The sequence below is a fragment of the Amycolatopsis sp. MEPSY49 genome, from assembly GCF_051337345.1.
Classification (GTDB): domain Bacteria; phylum Actinomycetota; class Actinomycetes; order Mycobacteriales; family Pseudonocardiaceae; genus Amycolatopsis.
The window spans coordinates 63,885-80,734 of record NZ_JBDLYJ010000019.1 but is presented as its reverse complement, the minus strand read 5'-3'; the positions used below and the strand labels follow the sequence as shown (position 1 = coordinate 80,734).

Genomic DNA, 16,850 nt, shown 5'->3' with positions numbered 1-16,850 from the left:
CTTTTGCCGCCAACTTGATTTCCCGGCGGCAACCAATGTAGGCTCGAAGGAGATCGGGCGGTTGATTTCACAGCCACCCCCGCTGATCGATCAAGGCCACTCTCGAGGCGCTGTCTGGGAATGTTCACCCGGCGCCGGAAGAAAGGATGGCGACCATGACCGAGCACGCCGTGGCGACCCTCGAGTCGCCCCGTCTCGCCCCGCTGCGCGCGGCCACGTTCCACCACCTGGGGATCCAGACCGCCGACCTGGACAACTGCGTCTCGTGGTACCAGGACTTCTTCGGCTGCAAGGAAAACTGGTCCCTGGCGGAGTTCTCCGAACTGACCACGAGCCGGCTGCCCGGCATCGTGAAGCTCGTCGAGCTGCGGGCCGGCGGCACCCGGTTCCACCTCTTCGAGCGCGCCGGCGAGGGGGCCGAAGCACCCGATCCCGGCAACGCGCAGTTCCAGCACGTCTGCATGGAGGTCGGCTCGCCCGCGGAAATGCGCGCGTGGCAGCGGCACTGGACAAAACTGTACGAGTCCGGCCGATATCATTTCACCCGCGACGAACCGGCGACGGAGATCGTCACCGACGCCGACGGCGTGCAGAGTTTCTACGCGTTCGACGTGAACGGCCTGGAATACGAATTCACCTGGATTCCGGAGGTCGCGTGATGACCGTTCCCGTGCTCACCGAGGTCCCCGTGCGCGAGGGGTGGGACTTCGGCGACTTCCCCTACGGTCTCGAACCGCTGACCATCCCGGACGCGGGCACCGAACCCGACGGCGACGGGCCGTGTTCCCGGTTCGCCGGCTTGTGCGCGCACCTGGAGCACCTGTCCCGCGAGGGCGCGCCGGGCACGGTCGAGCCGGTCGAGTCGTCCGACCGGCTCTACTGGTTCCGCTGGATCACCGGCCACCAGGTCACGTTCGTGCTGTGGCAGCTGGTGGCCCGCGAACTGGCGCTGGCCGAACGCGGCGAGCGTGATCGCGAGGCCGCGCTCGCGTCGGCCGCGCTGTTCACCCGCGGCTTCAGCGCGATGCTGCTCTACACCAGCTCGACGCCGATCGACGTCTACCACGAGGTCATCCGGCCCAGCATGTTCCTGCAGCACCGCGGGTTCAGCGGCACCTGGGCGCCGGACTTCGCGCCGGTCCGCGACCTCTACCGCGGCAAGGGCCTGCCGGACGACGACTCGCCCGGAGTCAAGGCGCTGCGCGACGAAGTCGGCTTCTACCAACGGGTGCACGGCGGGATCGCGGCGAAACTGGTCCCCAGTGGACGGTCGCTGCTGCAGGACGCGTCCGGCGCCGCCGAGACCCACCACCCGGACGTCCTCGGCGTCGTCTACGACAACTACTTCATGACGCTGCGGGCGCCGACGTCGCTGCCGGACGTCGTCGCGCAGCTGCTGCGCCGCCTCAACGCCGTGGCGCTCGACGTGTCCGAGAACGGCGTCGACTCCGTCTCCGACGCCGAGGACCCGCCGAAGGAGCTGACCAGTCCCGAGGTCCGCGCCTGCGAGGCCGGGTTCGTCGGCCTGCTCGCCGACGTCGCCGCGTGCGCCGCCGGCTCACCGGCGGACTGAGCCGTGCGCCACGGCATCGTCCTGCTGCCCGAGCAGCGCTGGTCCGCCGCGCGGGACCGCTGGCGCCGCGCCGAAGAGCTCGGGTTCGACCACGCCTGGACCTACGACCACCTGATGTGGCGCTGGCTGCGCGACGAAACCTGGTTCGGCTGCCTGCCGACGCTCACCGCCGCGGCCGGGGTCACGTCGAAGCTGCGGCTCGGCTCGCTCGTCGCGACCCCGACGTTCCGCCACCCGATCCCGTTCGCCAAGGAACTGATGACGCTCGACGACATTTCCGGTGGCCGGCTGATCTGCGGCGTCGGCTCGGGGGCCGGGGGATACGACGAAAGCGTCTTCGGCTCCGCGCCGCGGGGCAGCCGCCACGGGCGGTTCGCGGAGTTCCTCGAACTCACGGAACTCCTGCTGCGGCAACCGCTCACGTCGTACGAAGGCCAGTACTACCGCTGTGAAGACGCGCGGATGGAGCCGGGGTGCGTGCAGCGGCCGCGGGTGCCGTTCGCGGTCGCGGCGACCGGCCCGAAGGCGATGGGCCTGGCCGCGCGGTACGGCGAAACGTGGCTCACCGCGGGCGCGCCGGGCCGGTTCGACGCCCGCCGCTGGGACCTGGTCGTGCCGGCGCTGAAGGACCAGCTCCGCGCGTTCGAGGACGCCTGCGTCGCGGCCGGGCGGGACCCGGCGTCGGCCGGGAAGCTGCTGGTGACCGGCGCGACCGTCGGGGGCGTGCTGGACTCCGCACAGTCCTTCCGGGACGCCTCGGGCACGTTCGCCGACCTCGGCTTCACCGACCTGGTCGTGCACTGGCCCCGCGAATCCGAGCCCTACCAAGGGGATGAGCGCGTCCTCGACTCGCTGGACCTGTCCTGAAGGGAGCGGCATGCCCGCGTACGAGATCGTCAACATGTTCGCCGACCACGTCTACGCCGGCAGCGCGCTCGGCGTCGTCCCGAAGGCCGGCGACCTCGACACCGCGGGCATGCAGGCGCTGGCCCGCGAGATCAACCACACCGAGACGGCGTTCGTCCTGCCGCCCACCGGCACCGGGGCCCACTATCGCGTCCGGGTCTTCACTCCCGAGGCGGAATCGCCGTTCGGCGGGCATTCCAGTGTCGGGACGGCGGTGACGCTCGCGCGGCTCGGCCTGGTGCCCGCCGGGCGGGTCGTACAGGAGTGCGGGCCGAAGCGGCTGCCCCTGGACGTGTCCGCCGAAGCGGGCAAGATCACCGCGAACGACCCTCTGGCCAGCGAACCACTCGACCCGGGGACCCTGCTCGGCGCCGTCGGCCTGCCCGCCCCCGCAGCCGACGGCGCCCTTCCCGCCGCGTGCGGTTTCGGCCCGGCGTTCCACTTCCTGCCGGTGCGCGCCGACGCCGTCGCGGCCGCGGAACCCGACTTCGCCCGGATGGCCGCCGCCGGCCTCGCCGACGTGCTCGTGTTCAGCTGGGACCCGGTGACGAACACCGCGCACGGCCGCCTGTTCGCACCCGGCTACGGGATGCCGGAGGACCCGGCGTGCTCCTCGGCCGCGCTCGGCCTCGGCGTCTGGCTCGTCGAGGCGGGCCGGCTCACCGGCGACGGCGTGCACGACTTCACCTTGCGCCAAGGCCGTGAGCAGGGCCGTCCGTCCACTTTGTACTGCTCGGTCCGGGTCGCCGACGGCCGGCCGGTGTCGGCGTCGGTGTCCGGCGCCGTGCTGCCGGCCGGGTCCGGCGAGCTGGCCGACCCGGACCGCGAGAAGGGAAGCTGACGTGCTCGACCGACCCGAACTGCTCGGCACCCGCGGAGCCGTGTCCTCCACGCACTGGCTGGCTTCGGCCGCCGGCACGGCGATGTTCGACCTCGGCGGCAACGCCTTCGACGCGGCCGTCGCGACGGCGCTCGTCATCCAGGTCGTCGAACCGCACCTCAACGGCCCGGGCGGCGACGTCCCGATCCTGGTCCACGACGGCGCGACCGGCGACGTCGAGGTCGTCTGCGGTCAGGGCCCGATGCCGGAAGCGGCGACGCCCCAGGCGTTCCGCGACCGCGGCGTCGACGGGATCCCCGGCTCGGGCCTGCTGCCGGCCGTCGTGCCCGGCGCGTTCGGCGCGTGGCTCCGGCTGCTGCGCGACCGCGGCCGCCTGGATCTGGGTACCGTGCTCGCCCCGGCGATCGCGTACGCCGACGACGGTTTTCCGTTGCTGCCCAAGGCGGCGGACATGATCGAGGTCCTCGAACCGCTGTTCCGCGAGGAGTGGACCGCGTCCGGCGAGGTCTACCTGCCCGACGGGCGGCCGCCCCGGGCCGGCAGCCGGCTGCGCAACCGGCCGCTGGCCGCGACCTACCGGCGGATCCTCGCCGAGTCCGAAGCGGCCCCGGGCGGGCGCGAGAACCGGATCGACGCCGCGGTTGCCGTGTTCTACCAGGGGTTCGTCGCCGAGGCGATCGACAAGCACCTCGCCACGGCCGAGCCGCTGGACTGCACGGGCCGCCGCAACGGCGGCCTGCTCACCGGCCACGACCTGGCGTCCTGGCGGCCGACGATCGAGCCGGCGGTCACCGCGGACTACCGCGGCCACACCGTGCACAAGGCGGGCCCGTGGTCGCAGGGCCCGGTGTTCCTCCAGCAGCTGGGTTTGCTCGAAGGGTTCGACCTGGCGGCGATGGACCACGGCGGCGCGGAGCACCTGCACACGGTCGTCGAGTGCGCGAAGCTCGCGTTCGCCGACCGGGAGGCCTTCTACGGCGACCCGGCGTTTTCCGACGTCCCGCTCGACCGGCTGCTCGATCCGGAGTACGCCGCCGCCCGGCGTGACCTGGTGGGGGAGCGGGCGTGCGGTGCCCTGCGCCCGGGCCTGGACGGCTGGTTCCCGGAGCCGCCGCTGCCCGCTCCGGCCGACCCGGACTGGCGGGCCCAGCTCGCCGACGGCATCCCGGCGGTGGTGAAGCTGACCGCGGCCAAGGGCGACACGTGCTGCATCAGCGCGTCGGACCGCGAAGGCAACATGGTCGTCGCGACCCCGAGCGGCGGCTGGCTGAAGAGCTCGCCGGTCATCCCCGGGCTCGGCTTCCCGCTCGGCACCCGCGGGCAGATGGCGTTGCTGGACGAAGGCCACCCGAACACGGTCGCGCCGGGCAAGCGCCCGCGGACCACGCTCAGCCCGACGCTGGTGACCAAGGAGGGCCGGCCGCACCTGGCGTTCGGCACCCCGGGCGGCGACCAGCAGGACCAGTGGACGCTGAACTTCTTCGTCGGCCACGTGGACGGCGGTCTGCGTCCGCAGGCGGCGATCGAGCAGCGGGCGTTCCACACCGACCAGGTGCCGTCGTCGTTCGCGCCGCGCTCGGCCCGCCCGAACCGCCTGGTGGTCGAGGCCGGGTGTCCGGCCGACGTGGTCGCGGAGCTGCGCGAGCGGGGCCACGACGTCGTGCTGGCGCCGGAGAAGTCCCTGGGCAAGGTGTGCGCGACGGGGTTCGACGACGGTTTCGTCCTGGCCGCCGCGAGCCCCCGGGGGCAGCAGGCGTACGCCGTCGCCCGGTGAGCCCTACCACGGCACGGGCTCGCCGTGGCGGTCCAGGAACCGCAGGCCGGGCTTCCGCGCCTCGGCTTCGAGGACGTCGACGACCTCCGGGATGCTCTTTTCGGGGTCCAGCGGCGCGTCGGGCCCGCCGAGCCGGGTGTGGTTGTGGCCCGGGTCGATGAGCAGCTTGGTCCGCCCGTCCTCGACCGTCCGGGTCGCGTAGCTGCGCATCAGCTGGTTGAGCGCGGCCTTGCTGGCCTTGTACAGCTCGTAGCCGTCTTCGGTGTTCAGCGAGACGCTGCCCTGCTCGGATGACATGACGGCGATGGTCCCGTCGGGCGCGACGAGGTCGCTCAAGGCTTCGACGGTCCGCAGCGGGCTCAGCGCGTTGGTGACCATCACCTCGGTGAAGACGTCCGTGGGGACCTCGCCGATCGGCGTGTTCCCGCGGTCGATCGCGGCGTTGACGAAGAGGAGGTCGAGCCGGCGTCCGGTCAGGCGCTCGCGCAGGGCGGCCAGCTGCTCGGTGCTCGTCATCTCCAGGGTTTCGATCTCGAGCCGGTCGTCGGGGCGGTCGCCACGGGTCGTCGCGATGACGTGCCAGCCGCGGCTGGTCAGTTCACGGGCGAGGACGAGCCCGAGACCGCGGGAGGCGCCGACGACGAGGGCTTGCTTGGGGGACACGGGAGCTCCTTCGGGTGGTGAGCCACCGAGACTAGACGCGACGTTGCGTCTAGACAAGACGCGGCGTCCGGTCAGGGGCGGCCGGGTAGGGTGTCGCGCATGCCCGACAGCCCCCGCCCGCGTTCCGGCAACCGGCGCGACGAAACCGCGCGCCTGGCCGTGCTGCACGCCGCGGACGACCTGCTCGCCGAACACGGCTTCGCCGCGCTGACCGTCGAGGCGATCGCGCGCCGCGCCGGCGTCGCCAAGCAGACGATCTACCGCTGGTGGCCGTCGAAGGTCGAGATCCTCCTCGACACGCTCGTCGAGGACGGCGCCAAGCAGTTTCCGGTGCCGGCGGGCAAGGCCACGGCCGAAGCCATCCGCGGCTACCTCCGCGCGTTCGCCCGGTTCCTCACCCGCGACCCGCCGGGCAAGGTCCTGCTCGCGCTCCTCGCGCAGGCCCAGCACGATCCGGCCACGGCGCAGAGCTTCCAGGAGCGTTATCTGGGGCCACGCCGCGAGCAGGAGCGCGCGTTGCTGACCCGAGCGATCGAAGCGGGCGAGATCGCTCCGCGGCTCGGGCCCGACGCCGCCCTCGACGCCCTGGTGGGTCCGCTGGTGTATGCCGCCCTGACCGGCGCGGCCATTCCGCGGGGCATGATCGGCACGCTCGTGGAAGACGTGCTCAAGCCTCGCTCGAATTGACGGCCGCGCAGCGGATCGATCGCCGGCTCGAATATTTGACGGAATTGCCCGCCGTCGTGTCGGCGGCGAAGAAAAAATGACGGTCACGCATCCGTCGCGGTGAATTGCTGCCGCGCAGTGCGCGTTGGGGTGGTCCATCGGCCACCCCAACGGCCGTTGTCGAGATTCTTTCCGCGTCGTAGAGTATTTCCTCTCACGCGGGAGCGAGGGCGGAGCGCATGGGTAAACTGGAGCAGCGCAGCGGCGAGCTGCTTTCCTGGCTGCGGGCCGGCTCGCCGCCGGGAAGCGCGTGCCTGCGGCTTCCCCCGGAACGGGTGGATCCGCCCCCGCTCGCGGAGCCGTTCCAGGCGAGAGCGCATTACTTCAAGGTCCGCGTGCACGAGATGTGCCTGTCCCACCGGCGGCGTTGGTTCGCCACCTATGACCCGCTGGTGTTGACCGCCACCGGATTCCGCTACAGCGGTGAACCGAGGACCTTGCCTTTCACCATCGGGCCGTCGTTGATCAAACAGAACTTGAGCGAAGTGCCCGGCGGATTCCGGTTCACCGACACGACGGTCGCCGGCCCGCACCCGTATCAGGGCGGCGTGCTCGACCTCACGATCGTCCTGTACCGGCTTCGCGGCGACCAAGTGGCTCGCCGGCTCCTGTCCCTGGTCGACTCCTGCAGCAGGCTGATCGATTTCGGCACCTCGTTCGACGCCTACTCGAAGGTCGCGAACGTGGTGCTCGACGGCCTCGACCAGGTGCTCGGCCTCCAGGAGACGGTGCCCATGCTCGGTCACCGGATCGAGTTCGACCCGGTGGACGAGTTCCGGGCCGGTCACTACGTCCTCGCGCTGAGCGGTGAGCTCGACCCGGGCGAGTTGTGGGTCCGACACAACCGGCTCGAACGCGGCCGGACGCCGGACACCGCGAGCCCGGTGGATGACGCCGACTACGTGCTCTACAGCCTCGCACGGGAGGACGACCGCAACGACGCCGAGGAACTGCCGTGGTTCCGGCCGCTCTGGCAACGCGTGGTGCGCGAAGCCGGCGTGCCCAGGGAAGACGCCTGGCGCACGGCCAAAGCACACATGGCCGTGCTCGGCGAGGCGCTCGAGCTCAGCCCGGACCTCACCCGAGGTCAGGCCCGCCGGCTGCGCGACGAACTGATCACCGACATGAAGACGGTGCACGACCGGGCGCTGAGCCTGGCCGAGCTCGGCCCGGCCGGCGCGGCCGTGGACGAGGTCCGCCGGGACTTCGCCGAAATCCTCGACCTGTGAGCTGACTGGCGATGGCCGAACTGCCCTGCCGCTTGGAGTTCCTCAGCGACGACGAAGTCCAGTACCAGGACTGGGCCCAGCGCGAAGCGTCCGGTGAGATCGACCGGTCCGGTCTTCTCTGGCGCACGACCGAGTGGCTGTGCAGCTACCTCGAGGACCGTGGCGATGCCTGCAAACGGACCGAGATCGAGCTCTTGGGCCGGCACCTGTACGAACTGGCTTTCGACGCCAGCCAGCGGCAAGGCCGAAACGCGGTGCGTGAGTGCTTCGAGGCTTCGTTCGAAGCCTTCGACAAGCTCCGCGACGAGCAGACCACGCGTCTTCGGATCGAGCTGGTCTTCCACCAGAAGGCCGAGTTGCTTTCCCAGCTCCCGTGGGAGTTCCTGTTCAAGCCGGGCACGTCCGGCACCGGCGTGTTCCTGGCGGGGCGGAGCCGCCTGGTCCTCACCCGGCACGTGCCCGAGCACACTCCGTCGAACGGTGGACCCGCGCGCAAAGTGCACATCCTCGCCGCTCACTGCCAACCCGACGGCCAGAACGAGATCAAATCCGGGGAAGTGGTGCTCGCCGCCCTCCGCGACCTCGAGGCGACCGGCTCGGTCGTCGTGGACGAGGCGGCCAACCCGACCTACGAGCAACTGCGTGACCAGTACGCCCGGGTCCGGCCGCAGCTGCTGCACCTCGTGGCGCACGGCGAGGAGGGCGGCGTCCTCATGCAGCGCCCGCCGGAGGAGATCGAACGTGACATCTCCCTCTGGAAAGCCGCGAAGAGAGCGGGTCAGGACCCCGAACCGGTCCGGACGAGCCGGACCGTGTCCGCGGACGACCTGATCGCCATGTTCGGCGAAGACGCGCCGGAGCTGGTGTTCCTCCAGGCTTGCAAAGGAGGCGCGCGAACCAGGCAGGGGATGTTCACCACGGCGCAGCGGCTGGTGCACGGCAGGGTCGCCGCCGTCGTCGCCATGCAGTACGCCATCGTCGACTTGGACGCCCAGCTGTTCGCGGATCGGTTCTACCGGACGATCGCCGACGGTCGCTCCATCGGGGACGCGGTCACCGCCGGCCGGCGCGCCCTCGGCCAGCGGGCGGACCACGCGGTGCACTGGGACGACCCGGCGTTCGGCACCCCGGTCCTGTACCTCCAGCGCGACAGCGACAGCCCGTTGGTGCTGAAGCCCGAGAACGAGCTCGCGGTGCCGCCCGCGGTCGCCAGCCCCAACCGGGTGGTGCCGCCCACGCCGAGCAAGTGCTCCCGCTGCACCACGCTGACGACCGAGTACTTCTGCATCGAATGCGGATATCCCGTCCACTGCCGCAGCTGCGGCGAGCACATCGCCGGCCCGGCCAAGTTCTGCGGGCAATGCGGAAATCGGATCCAGCACGCGGCCGACCGCGCCGAGCGTTCGGTGGCGTCCAACTCGCCGATGCGCACGGGGAAGGACAAGCTGTTGTGACGACGAGTCCGGTTCCCGGAGCCACCGAAGTCCGTACGTGCGTGCGCTGCGGTGCGCACGTCGACCGCTGGCTGAACTTCTGCACGAGCTGCGGGTCGTCGCTGAGCGGTCAGACCCCCGTCAAACGGCTCGCCCCGCCGGCCGTGCGGGAGTTGCTCGCCCGGCATCGGGACGACGTTCGCGCGGCTTGGTTTCACCTCGGCGCGGTTCTGCTCGAGCAGAACCGACACGAGGAAGCGAAGAGCGCACTCGACAAGGCCCGGTACGAGTCGGGGAACACGCCGACCGACGCCGAGGTCGGCCTTCTGCGGGCGTGGGTGCTGGACGAGTCCGGTCAGCTGTCGGCCGCGCTGCAGGCCTACCTGGACGTGATCCTTCTCGACCCGCAGCTCACCGGCGACGTCCTCCCCGCCGCGCAGACGCTGCTGACCGTCGACGAGGCGGCGATGCTCGGCCCCTGGATCAGAGCGACATGGCTGCCCCGGCTTCGCGCGGCGACCGGTGCCGACCAGCGCGCGCTCGTCCTCTTCCAGACCCGGCTGGCCGTGCTCACCGGCAACGGGCCCGAAGCCGCCGCCGCGCTCGCCGAGGCGCTGCGGTCGGGCGTTGTCGCGGGCGCCGACGAGCTGGCCGGCCTGCCGGACGCTCCGTTGCCCGAGGCGCAGTGGCGGTTCCTCCTCGGTCTGGCCCTCAAGGAGCTCGGCGAGTACGAAGCAGCGTTGGGGTTCATCGGCGAAGCCCAGGCACGGCAGCTGCCCGACGCCGGGGCGTTCGGCGCCGCGGAAGCCATGGCGGCGGAGGCGGATCTGCGCGACACCCTCACGCCGGACTCGGCGGAAGCCGAGGAGATGCGGTACGAGGCGGCGAACATGTTCGCGACCGTCGGCGAGCACGACCGCGCGATCGCGCTGTTCGCGCGGTTGGCCGTCCGGTCGGGGAAGAACCCGGAGTTGCACTGGAGCTGGGCCGACTCGATCAGGATGGCGAGCTACCGGAGCGAGCTGCCACCGGCCGAAGTGTGCCGGCAGATCATGGATCGGTGGTGGGCCGGCAGCTCGATCGCCTTGCCCGAGGAATCCTCAAGCTGGGCCTATCTGGTGCCGGCCCTCGCCATGGAAACACTGTCCTGGCGGGACCCGACCCGCCCGCGCGAACCGCTTTGGCAGGCGTGCCTGTTCGCCGAACGGATGGTGCACCTCGGTCCGGCCGACATGACGCCCCACTTGATCCTCGCCCGCTGCCACCGCCAGCTGGAGAACTACGCCGTCGCGATGGTTTCGGTACTCGCGGCGATGGAAGTGGCACCGGAGGGCAGCACCGACGCCGCCGACGAGCACGCCGTGCTGATGAGCTACCTGTATCCCGAGCAGGCGCGGGCCGAACTCGCCGACGCCGCCGAGGCGGCCGGCGAAGAGGCGTGGCCGGCTCGATGGGAACTCGTGCTGAGCGCAGCCCGGTCCGGCGACGCGGAGAGTGCTTCCGCCGGCCTCGCCGGGTTGACGCCGGATGCCGCGGACCCATGGCAGGTGTGGGCCTACGGCTACGTGCTGCGCCTGCTGGACCGGGACGACGAGGCGGTGGCCTGGTTCACCCAGCTTCGCGAAGCATCCGCGGCGGACCGGTCCTGGACCTGGTTCCGGGCCTATGCCGCCTACGCCCTGGGTGACCTCGATGCGGCGGTGGCCGAGGTCGACGGATTCCTGAGCGAGGTCGCCGCGTCGAGCCATCGCCGGCACGACTTCCTGGTGCTCGGCGGAATCTGCAGGCTGGCGCAGGGCAGGCGGGCGCTCGGGGACAGGGTATTGCGCGAGGCCGCCGGGCTGATCCGCACCCAGCGTGACGCGCTCGACGCGGTGGCTGATCTGCGTGCCCTCGTGGTTCGCGCAGGCGACCCGGAACTGGTCGCTTCGGCCGCCACGTTGACCGAGCTGTTCCAGCACCGGGCCGCCGAACTGGCCGCACCCGTGTTGGACGTGAAGGCGGCCCGCGCGGAGCTGGCCCGGATCGTGGGGGAGGCCACCGGCCCGGCCGCGATCGCCAGCCTGGCGACGTTCGCGCGCTTGTCCTGCAACGAGAATGTCGCGGAGGCGATCGCCGGCTACCTCACCCTGATGGAGCATCGCGAACTCTTCCCGGAAGCCGCAGTGGGCCTTTGCGACGCAGGTCTGATCGATATCGACGACCGGCTTCGCCGGTCGGACCCGGCGGCCGCGGTGGATCTGATCGGCGAACTGCGCGAGCCGCTGACCACCGCGGCCGAGACACGAATCGCCTGGCAGGCGAATTTCGATGCGCGAGAGGCATTCGCGTGCTTCTGGCTGGGGCAGCCGGAGACCGGCCGCGCCCGGTTCGCCGAAGCGGTGGCGGGAATCCGGGCCCAGTTGGAGTCGGCCGGTGCCGAAATCGGAGACCTCTGGCGGCAGCTGGTGCCGGATCCCAAGGCTTACTGGCGGATTGCGGACCACCTGACGGGTCCGCTCGACGATGATTTGCGATCAGCTGTCGGCCGCCTCGCACACTGTCTCGACGAGTTCCTCGGTTGCATTCCGGACGGCTTCGAGGTCGCCCCCTGTGAACTGGTGATCGGATATGCCCTCGTGCCGGCCGGCGACGCGGTGGACGACACTCTGTTCACCGACCTTCTCCCCGCGATGTTCGAGGAGGTTCAGTCGGCCTCCGGCATGCTGCTCCCGCAGGTGGCCGTCCTCGCGGACCCGGGCCTCGGTCCGGCGGAATACCGGATCAGCCTCTGGGGCAACGAGCTGTGCGCGGGGACGGCGCCGCCCGGCGACCCGCAGCCGCTGGCACTGGTGACCCGGCGGCTGGGCGAAGTGCTGCGGGCGAACCTGCCCGACCTGGTTTGCCTCGACATGACCGACAAGCTGCTGACGCGCTGGACCGCCGATCGGCCGGATCTGCTCGGCCGCGCGATCCCCGACGACGCCGCCTTGGTGAAACTCAATCTCGTCCTTCGCGGGCTGCTGGCTCGCGGCCTTCCCCTCGGCGACGGACAGGCGGTGCTGGAGGAGTTCGCCGGGCTCAGCTCGGGCAGGGGCGTGCAGGTCGGCGAGCTCATCGACTCCTGCGCGTACCGCCTCACCCCGGCGACCGGTGCGGAGCCGCGGTCATGACCGCGCGAATGACCCTGCGCCTCGAGGTCGACGCCGATGTGCTGTCCGGGTGCGACGAAGAACTCGCTTCCCGGCGTGCGGTCGCGGAGATCGCCGGGTTGCTGACCGGCCTGGGAGTCGATGTCCCGGTGTCGGTCGCGGTCACTGCCACATCCGACTTGGATGCGGTGGCCGTGCTGTGCCGGGAACGAGAGACCGTCGCGACCCTTTCGAAGCGCCGTCGCCGCAAACCGGCTCTCCCCGGCCTCGTTCCCGACCTGGTTACGTCGCCACCGGCCGAGGCGGCCGAGCTGCTGGGGCTCGTCGCCCGGCAGCTCGCGGCCCAGGACCTGCCGCGCCTGCTGGGCGAGGACGTCGTGCGCGATCTTCCGGTACCGGCCGGCGTGGCCCGGCATCTGCTCGACCTGTGGACCCGGATCCCCAATGCCGTGGCCGCGGCCGAGTTCGGAGAGGAGTTCGGGCCGGACGAGCTCGCCGAGGCGATCTTCGCGGCGAGCCGGCCGGCCGAGGTCCGGTTGCGGATCGCACCGGACTACCTGCGTGCGATCACCGGTCCGGCGCACGAGGAAGCCTTCGCGTTCGTCCGGCCGAGGCTGAGCCGGGCGCTCGGGCTACCGCCGCCACCGCTGCACTTCGAGGCCACGTCGGAGATCAGCGGGCAGCTGATCCAGCCGGTGGTCAACGACGTCCCGACCATGCCGATCCGGGGTCTCGCACCCGACGCGCTGATGGTGGCGGAGCGAGCGGATCGGTTGCGGGAGGCGGGGTTCACGGCGGAGCCGGCGCCGGCCGGCGAGTTCGCGTACGTGCCGGCTCACGAACTGCCCCGGTTGACCGGAACGTACACCTGCTGGAACCCCGCCGAGGCGATCGCGGCCTGGTGGGAAGAGTTCGCGCCGGTCATCGCCTGGCGGACCTTCGACGCGCGAACCGTCGAACAGCTGATGGATGCGATGTGGCCGCGCTTGCCGGTGTTGGTGCGCGTGGCCGGCCAGTTCCCCGCCCGGCGGCTGGCCGGCCGGCTTCGCTCGCGCTACCGGTCGGACTCCAGCCTCCACCAGCTGCCCCTCGTGCTGGAACGCGAGCTCGAGAGCTTGCTGCTCGGTCCGTCGTCCCCGGTGACAGGCGAAATCCGAGACTGAGGCCGGCCCCGCGTCTCGGTTCCCGCACGTAGCGTCGAGTGCATGCGAGCGGAGCTCGAAGCGACCGGTGATGTCGTGCTGTCGACCGGCCGTCGCGCGTGGACGGTCGGCGTCATGTGCACCGCCGTCGGCCTGGTGATCGCCATGGTCACCATCGTCAACGCCGCCCTGCCCGCCCTCGCCGCCGACACCGGCGCGAGCCAGGCGGACCAGACGTGGATCGTCGACGTCTACACGCTGGTGCTGGCCGCGCTCGTGCTGCCGGCCGGCGCGCTGGGGGACCGGTACGGGCGCCGCGGCGTGCTCGTCGCCGGCCTGCTCGTGTTCGCCGTGGGCTGCGCCGCGCCGGTGTTCCTCGACACGTCGACGTGGCTGATCGTGGCCCGGGCCGTCACCGGGTTCGGCGCGGCGATGATCATGCCGGCCACGCTGTCGATCATCACCGCGAGCTTCCCGGCGCGGCGGCGCGGGCGGGCCATCGGGATCTGGGCGGCGGTGGCCGGCGTCGGCGGACTCGGCGGCCTGGTGCTCGCCGGGGTGCTGCTGCAGCACTTTTCGTGGCACTCGGTGTTCCTCGGGCCGGCGGTGCTGTCGGTGGTCCTGGTGGCCGCGAGCCTGACCGTGCCGACGTCGCGCGGGCCGGCGGACTTCGACGTCGTCGGCGCGGTGCTCAGCGCCCTGGCGATCGGGGCGGTGGTGTTCGGCATCCTGCGCGTCGCCGATCTGGGCTGGGGCCACGGCGTCGTGCTCGGGTCGATCGCGGGCGGGCTGGTGCTGGGCGCGCTCTTCGTCGCCTGCGAGCTGCGGCGGGCGTCGCCACTGCTGGACGTCCGGCTGTTCGGCAACGCGGCCTTCGCGGCCGGCTCGGTTTCGGTGACCGTCCAGTTCACCGCGGCGTTCGGGATGTTCTACGCGCTGGCGCAGTACCTGCAGCTGGTGCAGGGGTATTCGGCGTTGAAGTCGGGGTTGGCGCTGTGGCCGGTCGCGGTGTCGCTCTTCCCGCTGTCGCTGGCTTCGGCCCCGCTGGTCCGCCGGTTCGGGCTGCGGGCGGTGACGTGCGCGGGGCTCGCGGTGATCGTCGTCGGCATGGTCCTCATCGGACAGCTGGACGCCGGAAGTGGTTACGTGGCCTTGGCGATCGCGGTGTGCGTGCTGGGCGCGGGCATCGGCGTGACGGCCCCGGCGGCGACGAGCGCGATCCTCGACAACGTACCGCCGTCGCAGTACGGCGTGGCATCGGCGGTGAACGACGCGACACGCGAAGTCGGTGCGGCACTGGGGATCGCGCTCGTGGGCAGCGTCCTTTCCGCCGCGTACACGGATTCCGTCCGTTCGGCGACGGTGTCGTTGCCCCCGGCGGCGCGTGAGATCGCGGAGGGTTCGCTGGCGGGTGCGCTCGCGGTGGACGTGCATCTGGCGCCGGCGGCCCGCGCGGCTTTCGCGCACGGCATGGGGATCAGCATGCTGGCGCCGGCGGCGGTGGTGGTGGCGGGCATCGTCGCGACGGCGGTGCTGGTGCGCCGCTAGCCGGTGCAGCCGAGCTGCGCAGGTCTGCCGCGACTCCTGGCGCCGGCCGGGTCAGCGGGTCCGATCGGGTGTGCCGGCGGGCTCGGCCGCCCACGAAGCCAGGATCCGCAGCCCATCGCGGGCGGCCGAGCCGGGTTCCGCCGTCAGGACCATCAGGCGTTGCCCGCTGCCGTCCGGGCTTTCCCACATGTCGCAGTCCAGCGTGAGTTCGCCGACCACCGGGTGGTGGTAGCGCTTGACGCCGTAGCCCTGGCTCGTCACGTGGTGCGCCGCCCACCACGTGCGGAACTCCGGGTGGTGCACCGCCAGCTCGCCGACGAGCTCCGCCAGCTCCGGCGCGTCCGGGTCGCGCGCGGCTTCCAGGTGCAGGGCCGCCACCGCCGTGCGGGCCGCCTCGTCCCAGTCCATGTGCAGCGCGCGCACCTGCGGGTCGGCGAAGAGCAGGTACACGTAGTTGCGGCGGTTCGCCGGGTAGCGCGCGAAGTCGGTGAACAGCGCGGCGGCCGACTCGTTCCACGCGACGACGTCCAGCCGGCGGCCGAGCACCATCGCGGGCGTCTCGGGCAGCTGGTCGAGGAGCCGCTTCATGGCCGGACGCAGCTTTTCGCCCGCCCGGCGCCGCGGCCGGCGGAAGGGCTTGCCCGCCAGTTCGTACACATAGGACTGCTGGTCGTCGTCCAGCCGCAGCGCGCGGGCCAGGGTGGCGAGCACCGACGACGACGCCTGCACGCGCCCCTGTTCGAGCCGCGTCAGGTAGTCGACGCTGATCGCGGCGAGCTGCGCGACCTCTTCCCGGCGAAGCCCGGCCACGCGCCGCGGCGAGGACGGCTCCGGCAGGCCGAGGTCACGCGGGTTCAGCTGCGCGCGACGCGCCTTGAGGAAGTCGCCGAGCTCCTTCGGCCGTCCGGTGGGCTCCATGCGTCCGATTGTCCCCCGGGACGGGCGGTCGTGGGTGGGCAGGTTTCGTCCCCCGCTGTCAGCCGCGCAGTTCGGCGGCCTGCTCCCGGAGTGCCTCGACCACGGCGGTAGCACCCGCCGAACGCCCCGGCCGGGTGACCACCACCGCGCTCCGGCCGCGCCACGCCGGGTCCTCGACCGCGACCACCACGACCCCGTCCGGCACCGACGCCGCCGCGACGCCCGGCAGCAGCGCGATCCCCAGCCCGGCCCCCACCAGGCCCAGCCGGGTCGTCCAGCTCCGGACCGCCCAGCCGACCCGCGGCTCGGACAGCGTCGGCCACGCGCCGAACTGCGGCTCGCCCCGGCCGCCGCGGCCGACGATCCACGTCTCCTCGGTCAGATCGGCCACCTCGACCCGCCGGTGCCGGGCGAGCCGGTGCCCGGCCGGCACCGCGACGCGCAGGTCGTCCTCCGTCAGCACGTCCTGGTGCAGGCCCGCGAGGTCGTAGCCCGGCAACCCCTCGCCGACGCCGATCACCACCACCTCCGTGCGGCCGCCGCGCAGGCGGGCGAGCAACGCCGGCGTCGCCCCTTCGTCCAGCGTGACGACCAGCCCGGGGTGCCGGGTCCGCAGGACGGCCAGCGCGCGAGGGACCAGGACCGCCGCCGCGGCCGGGAACGCGCCGACCGACAGCCGGCCCGCCAGCCGGTCGCGCAGGCCGGCCAGTTCCTGCTCCGCCGTGTCGACGACCGCGAGCGCGGTGGCGGCGTGCCGGGCCAGCGCCGCGCCGGCCGGCGTCGGGCGCACCCCTCGCGCGTGCCGCTCGAACAACGCCGTGCCCGCGGCCGCCTCCATCATCGCCACCTGCCGCGAGATCGCCGACTGCGTGTAGCCCAGGGACGCGGCCGCCGCCGTGAACGAGCCGGTCGCCGCGACCTCGCGGACGACCCGCAAGCCGGTCAGCGTCACTTCGCTCATGCCGC

General features: G+C 72.0%; 14 protein-coding genes. 11 read left to right on the top strand and 3 right to left on the bottom strand.

Translation table 11 applies throughout. The features are described from left to right. Positions 1-155: 155 nt before the first annotated feature. From ABFJ78_RS45775 to ABFJ78_RS45755, 5 genes are read left to right on the top strand one after another with little or no spacing between them, the layout of a single operon-like run. Entirely contained in the window at positions 156-659 is a 504-nt protein-coding gene (locus ABFJ78_RS45775) for a VOC family protein (protein WP_436393722.1), read from the top strand. Next, a complete protein-coding gene (locus tag ABFJ78_RS45770) occupies positions 659-1,573 on the top strand; it encodes a hypothetical protein (protein WP_436393721.1) in 915 nt (304 codons plus the stop codon). The genes ABFJ78_RS45775 and ABFJ78_RS45770 overlap by 1 nt, the downstream gene beginning before the upstream one ends. A gap of 3 nt (positions 1,574-1,576) precedes the next feature. Further along, complete coding sequence (locus ABFJ78_RS45765) at positions 1,577-2,440, top strand: LLM class flavin-dependent oxidoreductase (RefSeq protein WP_436393720.1); 864 nt, start codon at positions 1,577-1,579, stop codon at positions 2,438-2,440. A 10-nt stretch (positions 2,441-2,450) separates the two neighbouring features. Beyond that, complete coding sequence (locus ABFJ78_RS45760) at positions 2,451-3,320, top strand: PhzF family phenazine biosynthesis protein (protein WP_436393719.1); 870 nt, start codon at positions 2,451-2,453, stop codon at positions 3,318-3,320. 1 nt (position 3,321) lies between these two features. Beyond that, positions 3,322-5,094, top strand: a complete 1,773-nt coding sequence (locus ABFJ78_RS45755) for a gamma-glutamyltransferase family protein (protein WP_436393718.1) — start codon at positions 3,322-3,324, stop codon at positions 5,092-5,094. Between the two features lie 3 nt (positions 5,095-5,097). Here ABFJ78_RS45755 and ABFJ78_RS45750 read toward each other — a convergent pair whose 3' ends face one another. After that, positions 5,098-5,757, bottom strand: a complete 660-nt coding sequence (locus tag ABFJ78_RS45750; RefSeq protein ID WP_436393717.1) for an SDR family NAD(P)-dependent oxidoreductase — start codon at positions 5,755-5,757, stop codon at positions 5,098-5,100. A gap of 99 nt (positions 5,758-5,856) precedes the next feature. On the opposite strand from ABFJ78_RS45750, the gene ABFJ78_RS45745 reads away from it, so the two are divergent. The 6 genes from ABFJ78_RS45745 to ABFJ78_RS45720 all read left to right on the top strand — a co-directional run bounded on the left by ABFJ78_RS45745 (position 5,857) and on the right by ABFJ78_RS45720 (position 14,966). Then, the gene (locus ABFJ78_RS45745; protein WP_436393716.1) at positions 5,857-6,444 is read left to right on the top strand and encodes a TetR/AcrR family transcriptional regulator; all 588 of its coding nucleotides are present in this window, start codon (positions 5,857-5,859) and stop codon (positions 6,442-6,444) included. Between the two features lie 218 nt (positions 6,445-6,662). Next, a complete protein-coding gene (locus tag ABFJ78_RS45740; RefSeq protein ID WP_436393715.1) occupies positions 6,663-7,712 on the top strand; it encodes a hypothetical protein in 1,050 nt (349 codons plus the stop codon). Between the two features lie 11 nt (positions 7,713-7,723). After that, positions 7,724-9,166 (top strand): CHAT domain-containing protein, encoded by a 1,443-nt coding sequence (locus ABFJ78_RS45735; protein WP_436393714.1) that lies wholly within the window; start codon positions 7,724-7,726, stop codon positions 9,164-9,166. Continuing rightward, entirely contained in the window at positions 9,163-12,297 is a 3,135-nt protein-coding gene (locus tag ABFJ78_RS45730) for a hypothetical protein (RefSeq protein WP_436393713.1), read from the top strand. Before ABFJ78_RS45735 ends, ABFJ78_RS45730 begins: the two co-directional genes overlap by 4 nt. Then, positions 12,294-13,439, top strand: coding sequence for a hypothetical protein (locus ABFJ78_RS45725; RefSeq protein ID WP_436393712.1), 1,146 nt, complete (start codon positions 12,294-12,296; stop codon positions 13,437-13,439). The genes ABFJ78_RS45730 and ABFJ78_RS45725 overlap by 4 nt, the downstream gene beginning before the upstream one ends. A gap of 42 nt (positions 13,440-13,481) precedes the next feature. Then, positions 13,482-14,966, top strand: a complete 1,485-nt coding sequence (locus ABFJ78_RS45720; RefSeq protein ID WP_436393711.1) for an MFS transporter — start codon at positions 13,482-13,484, stop codon at positions 14,964-14,966. Between the two features lie 51 nt (positions 14,967-15,017). On the opposite strand, the gene ABFJ78_RS45715 is transcribed toward ABFJ78_RS45720, so the two are convergent. Together ABFJ78_RS45715 and ABFJ78_RS45710 are read right to left on the bottom strand one after the other, a co-directional pair. Beyond that, the gene (locus ABFJ78_RS45715) at positions 15,018-15,884 is read right to left on the bottom strand and encodes a helix-turn-helix domain-containing protein (RefSeq protein ID WP_436393710.1); all 867 of its coding nucleotides are present in this window, start codon (positions 15,882-15,884) and stop codon (positions 15,018-15,020) included. A 58-nt stretch (positions 15,885-15,942) separates the two neighbouring features. Beyond that, complete coding sequence (locus ABFJ78_RS45710) at positions 15,943-16,845, bottom strand: LysR family transcriptional regulator (protein ID WP_436393709.1); 903 nt, start codon at positions 16,843-16,845, stop codon at positions 15,943-15,945. Positions 16,846-16,850 lie beyond the last annotated feature (5 nt).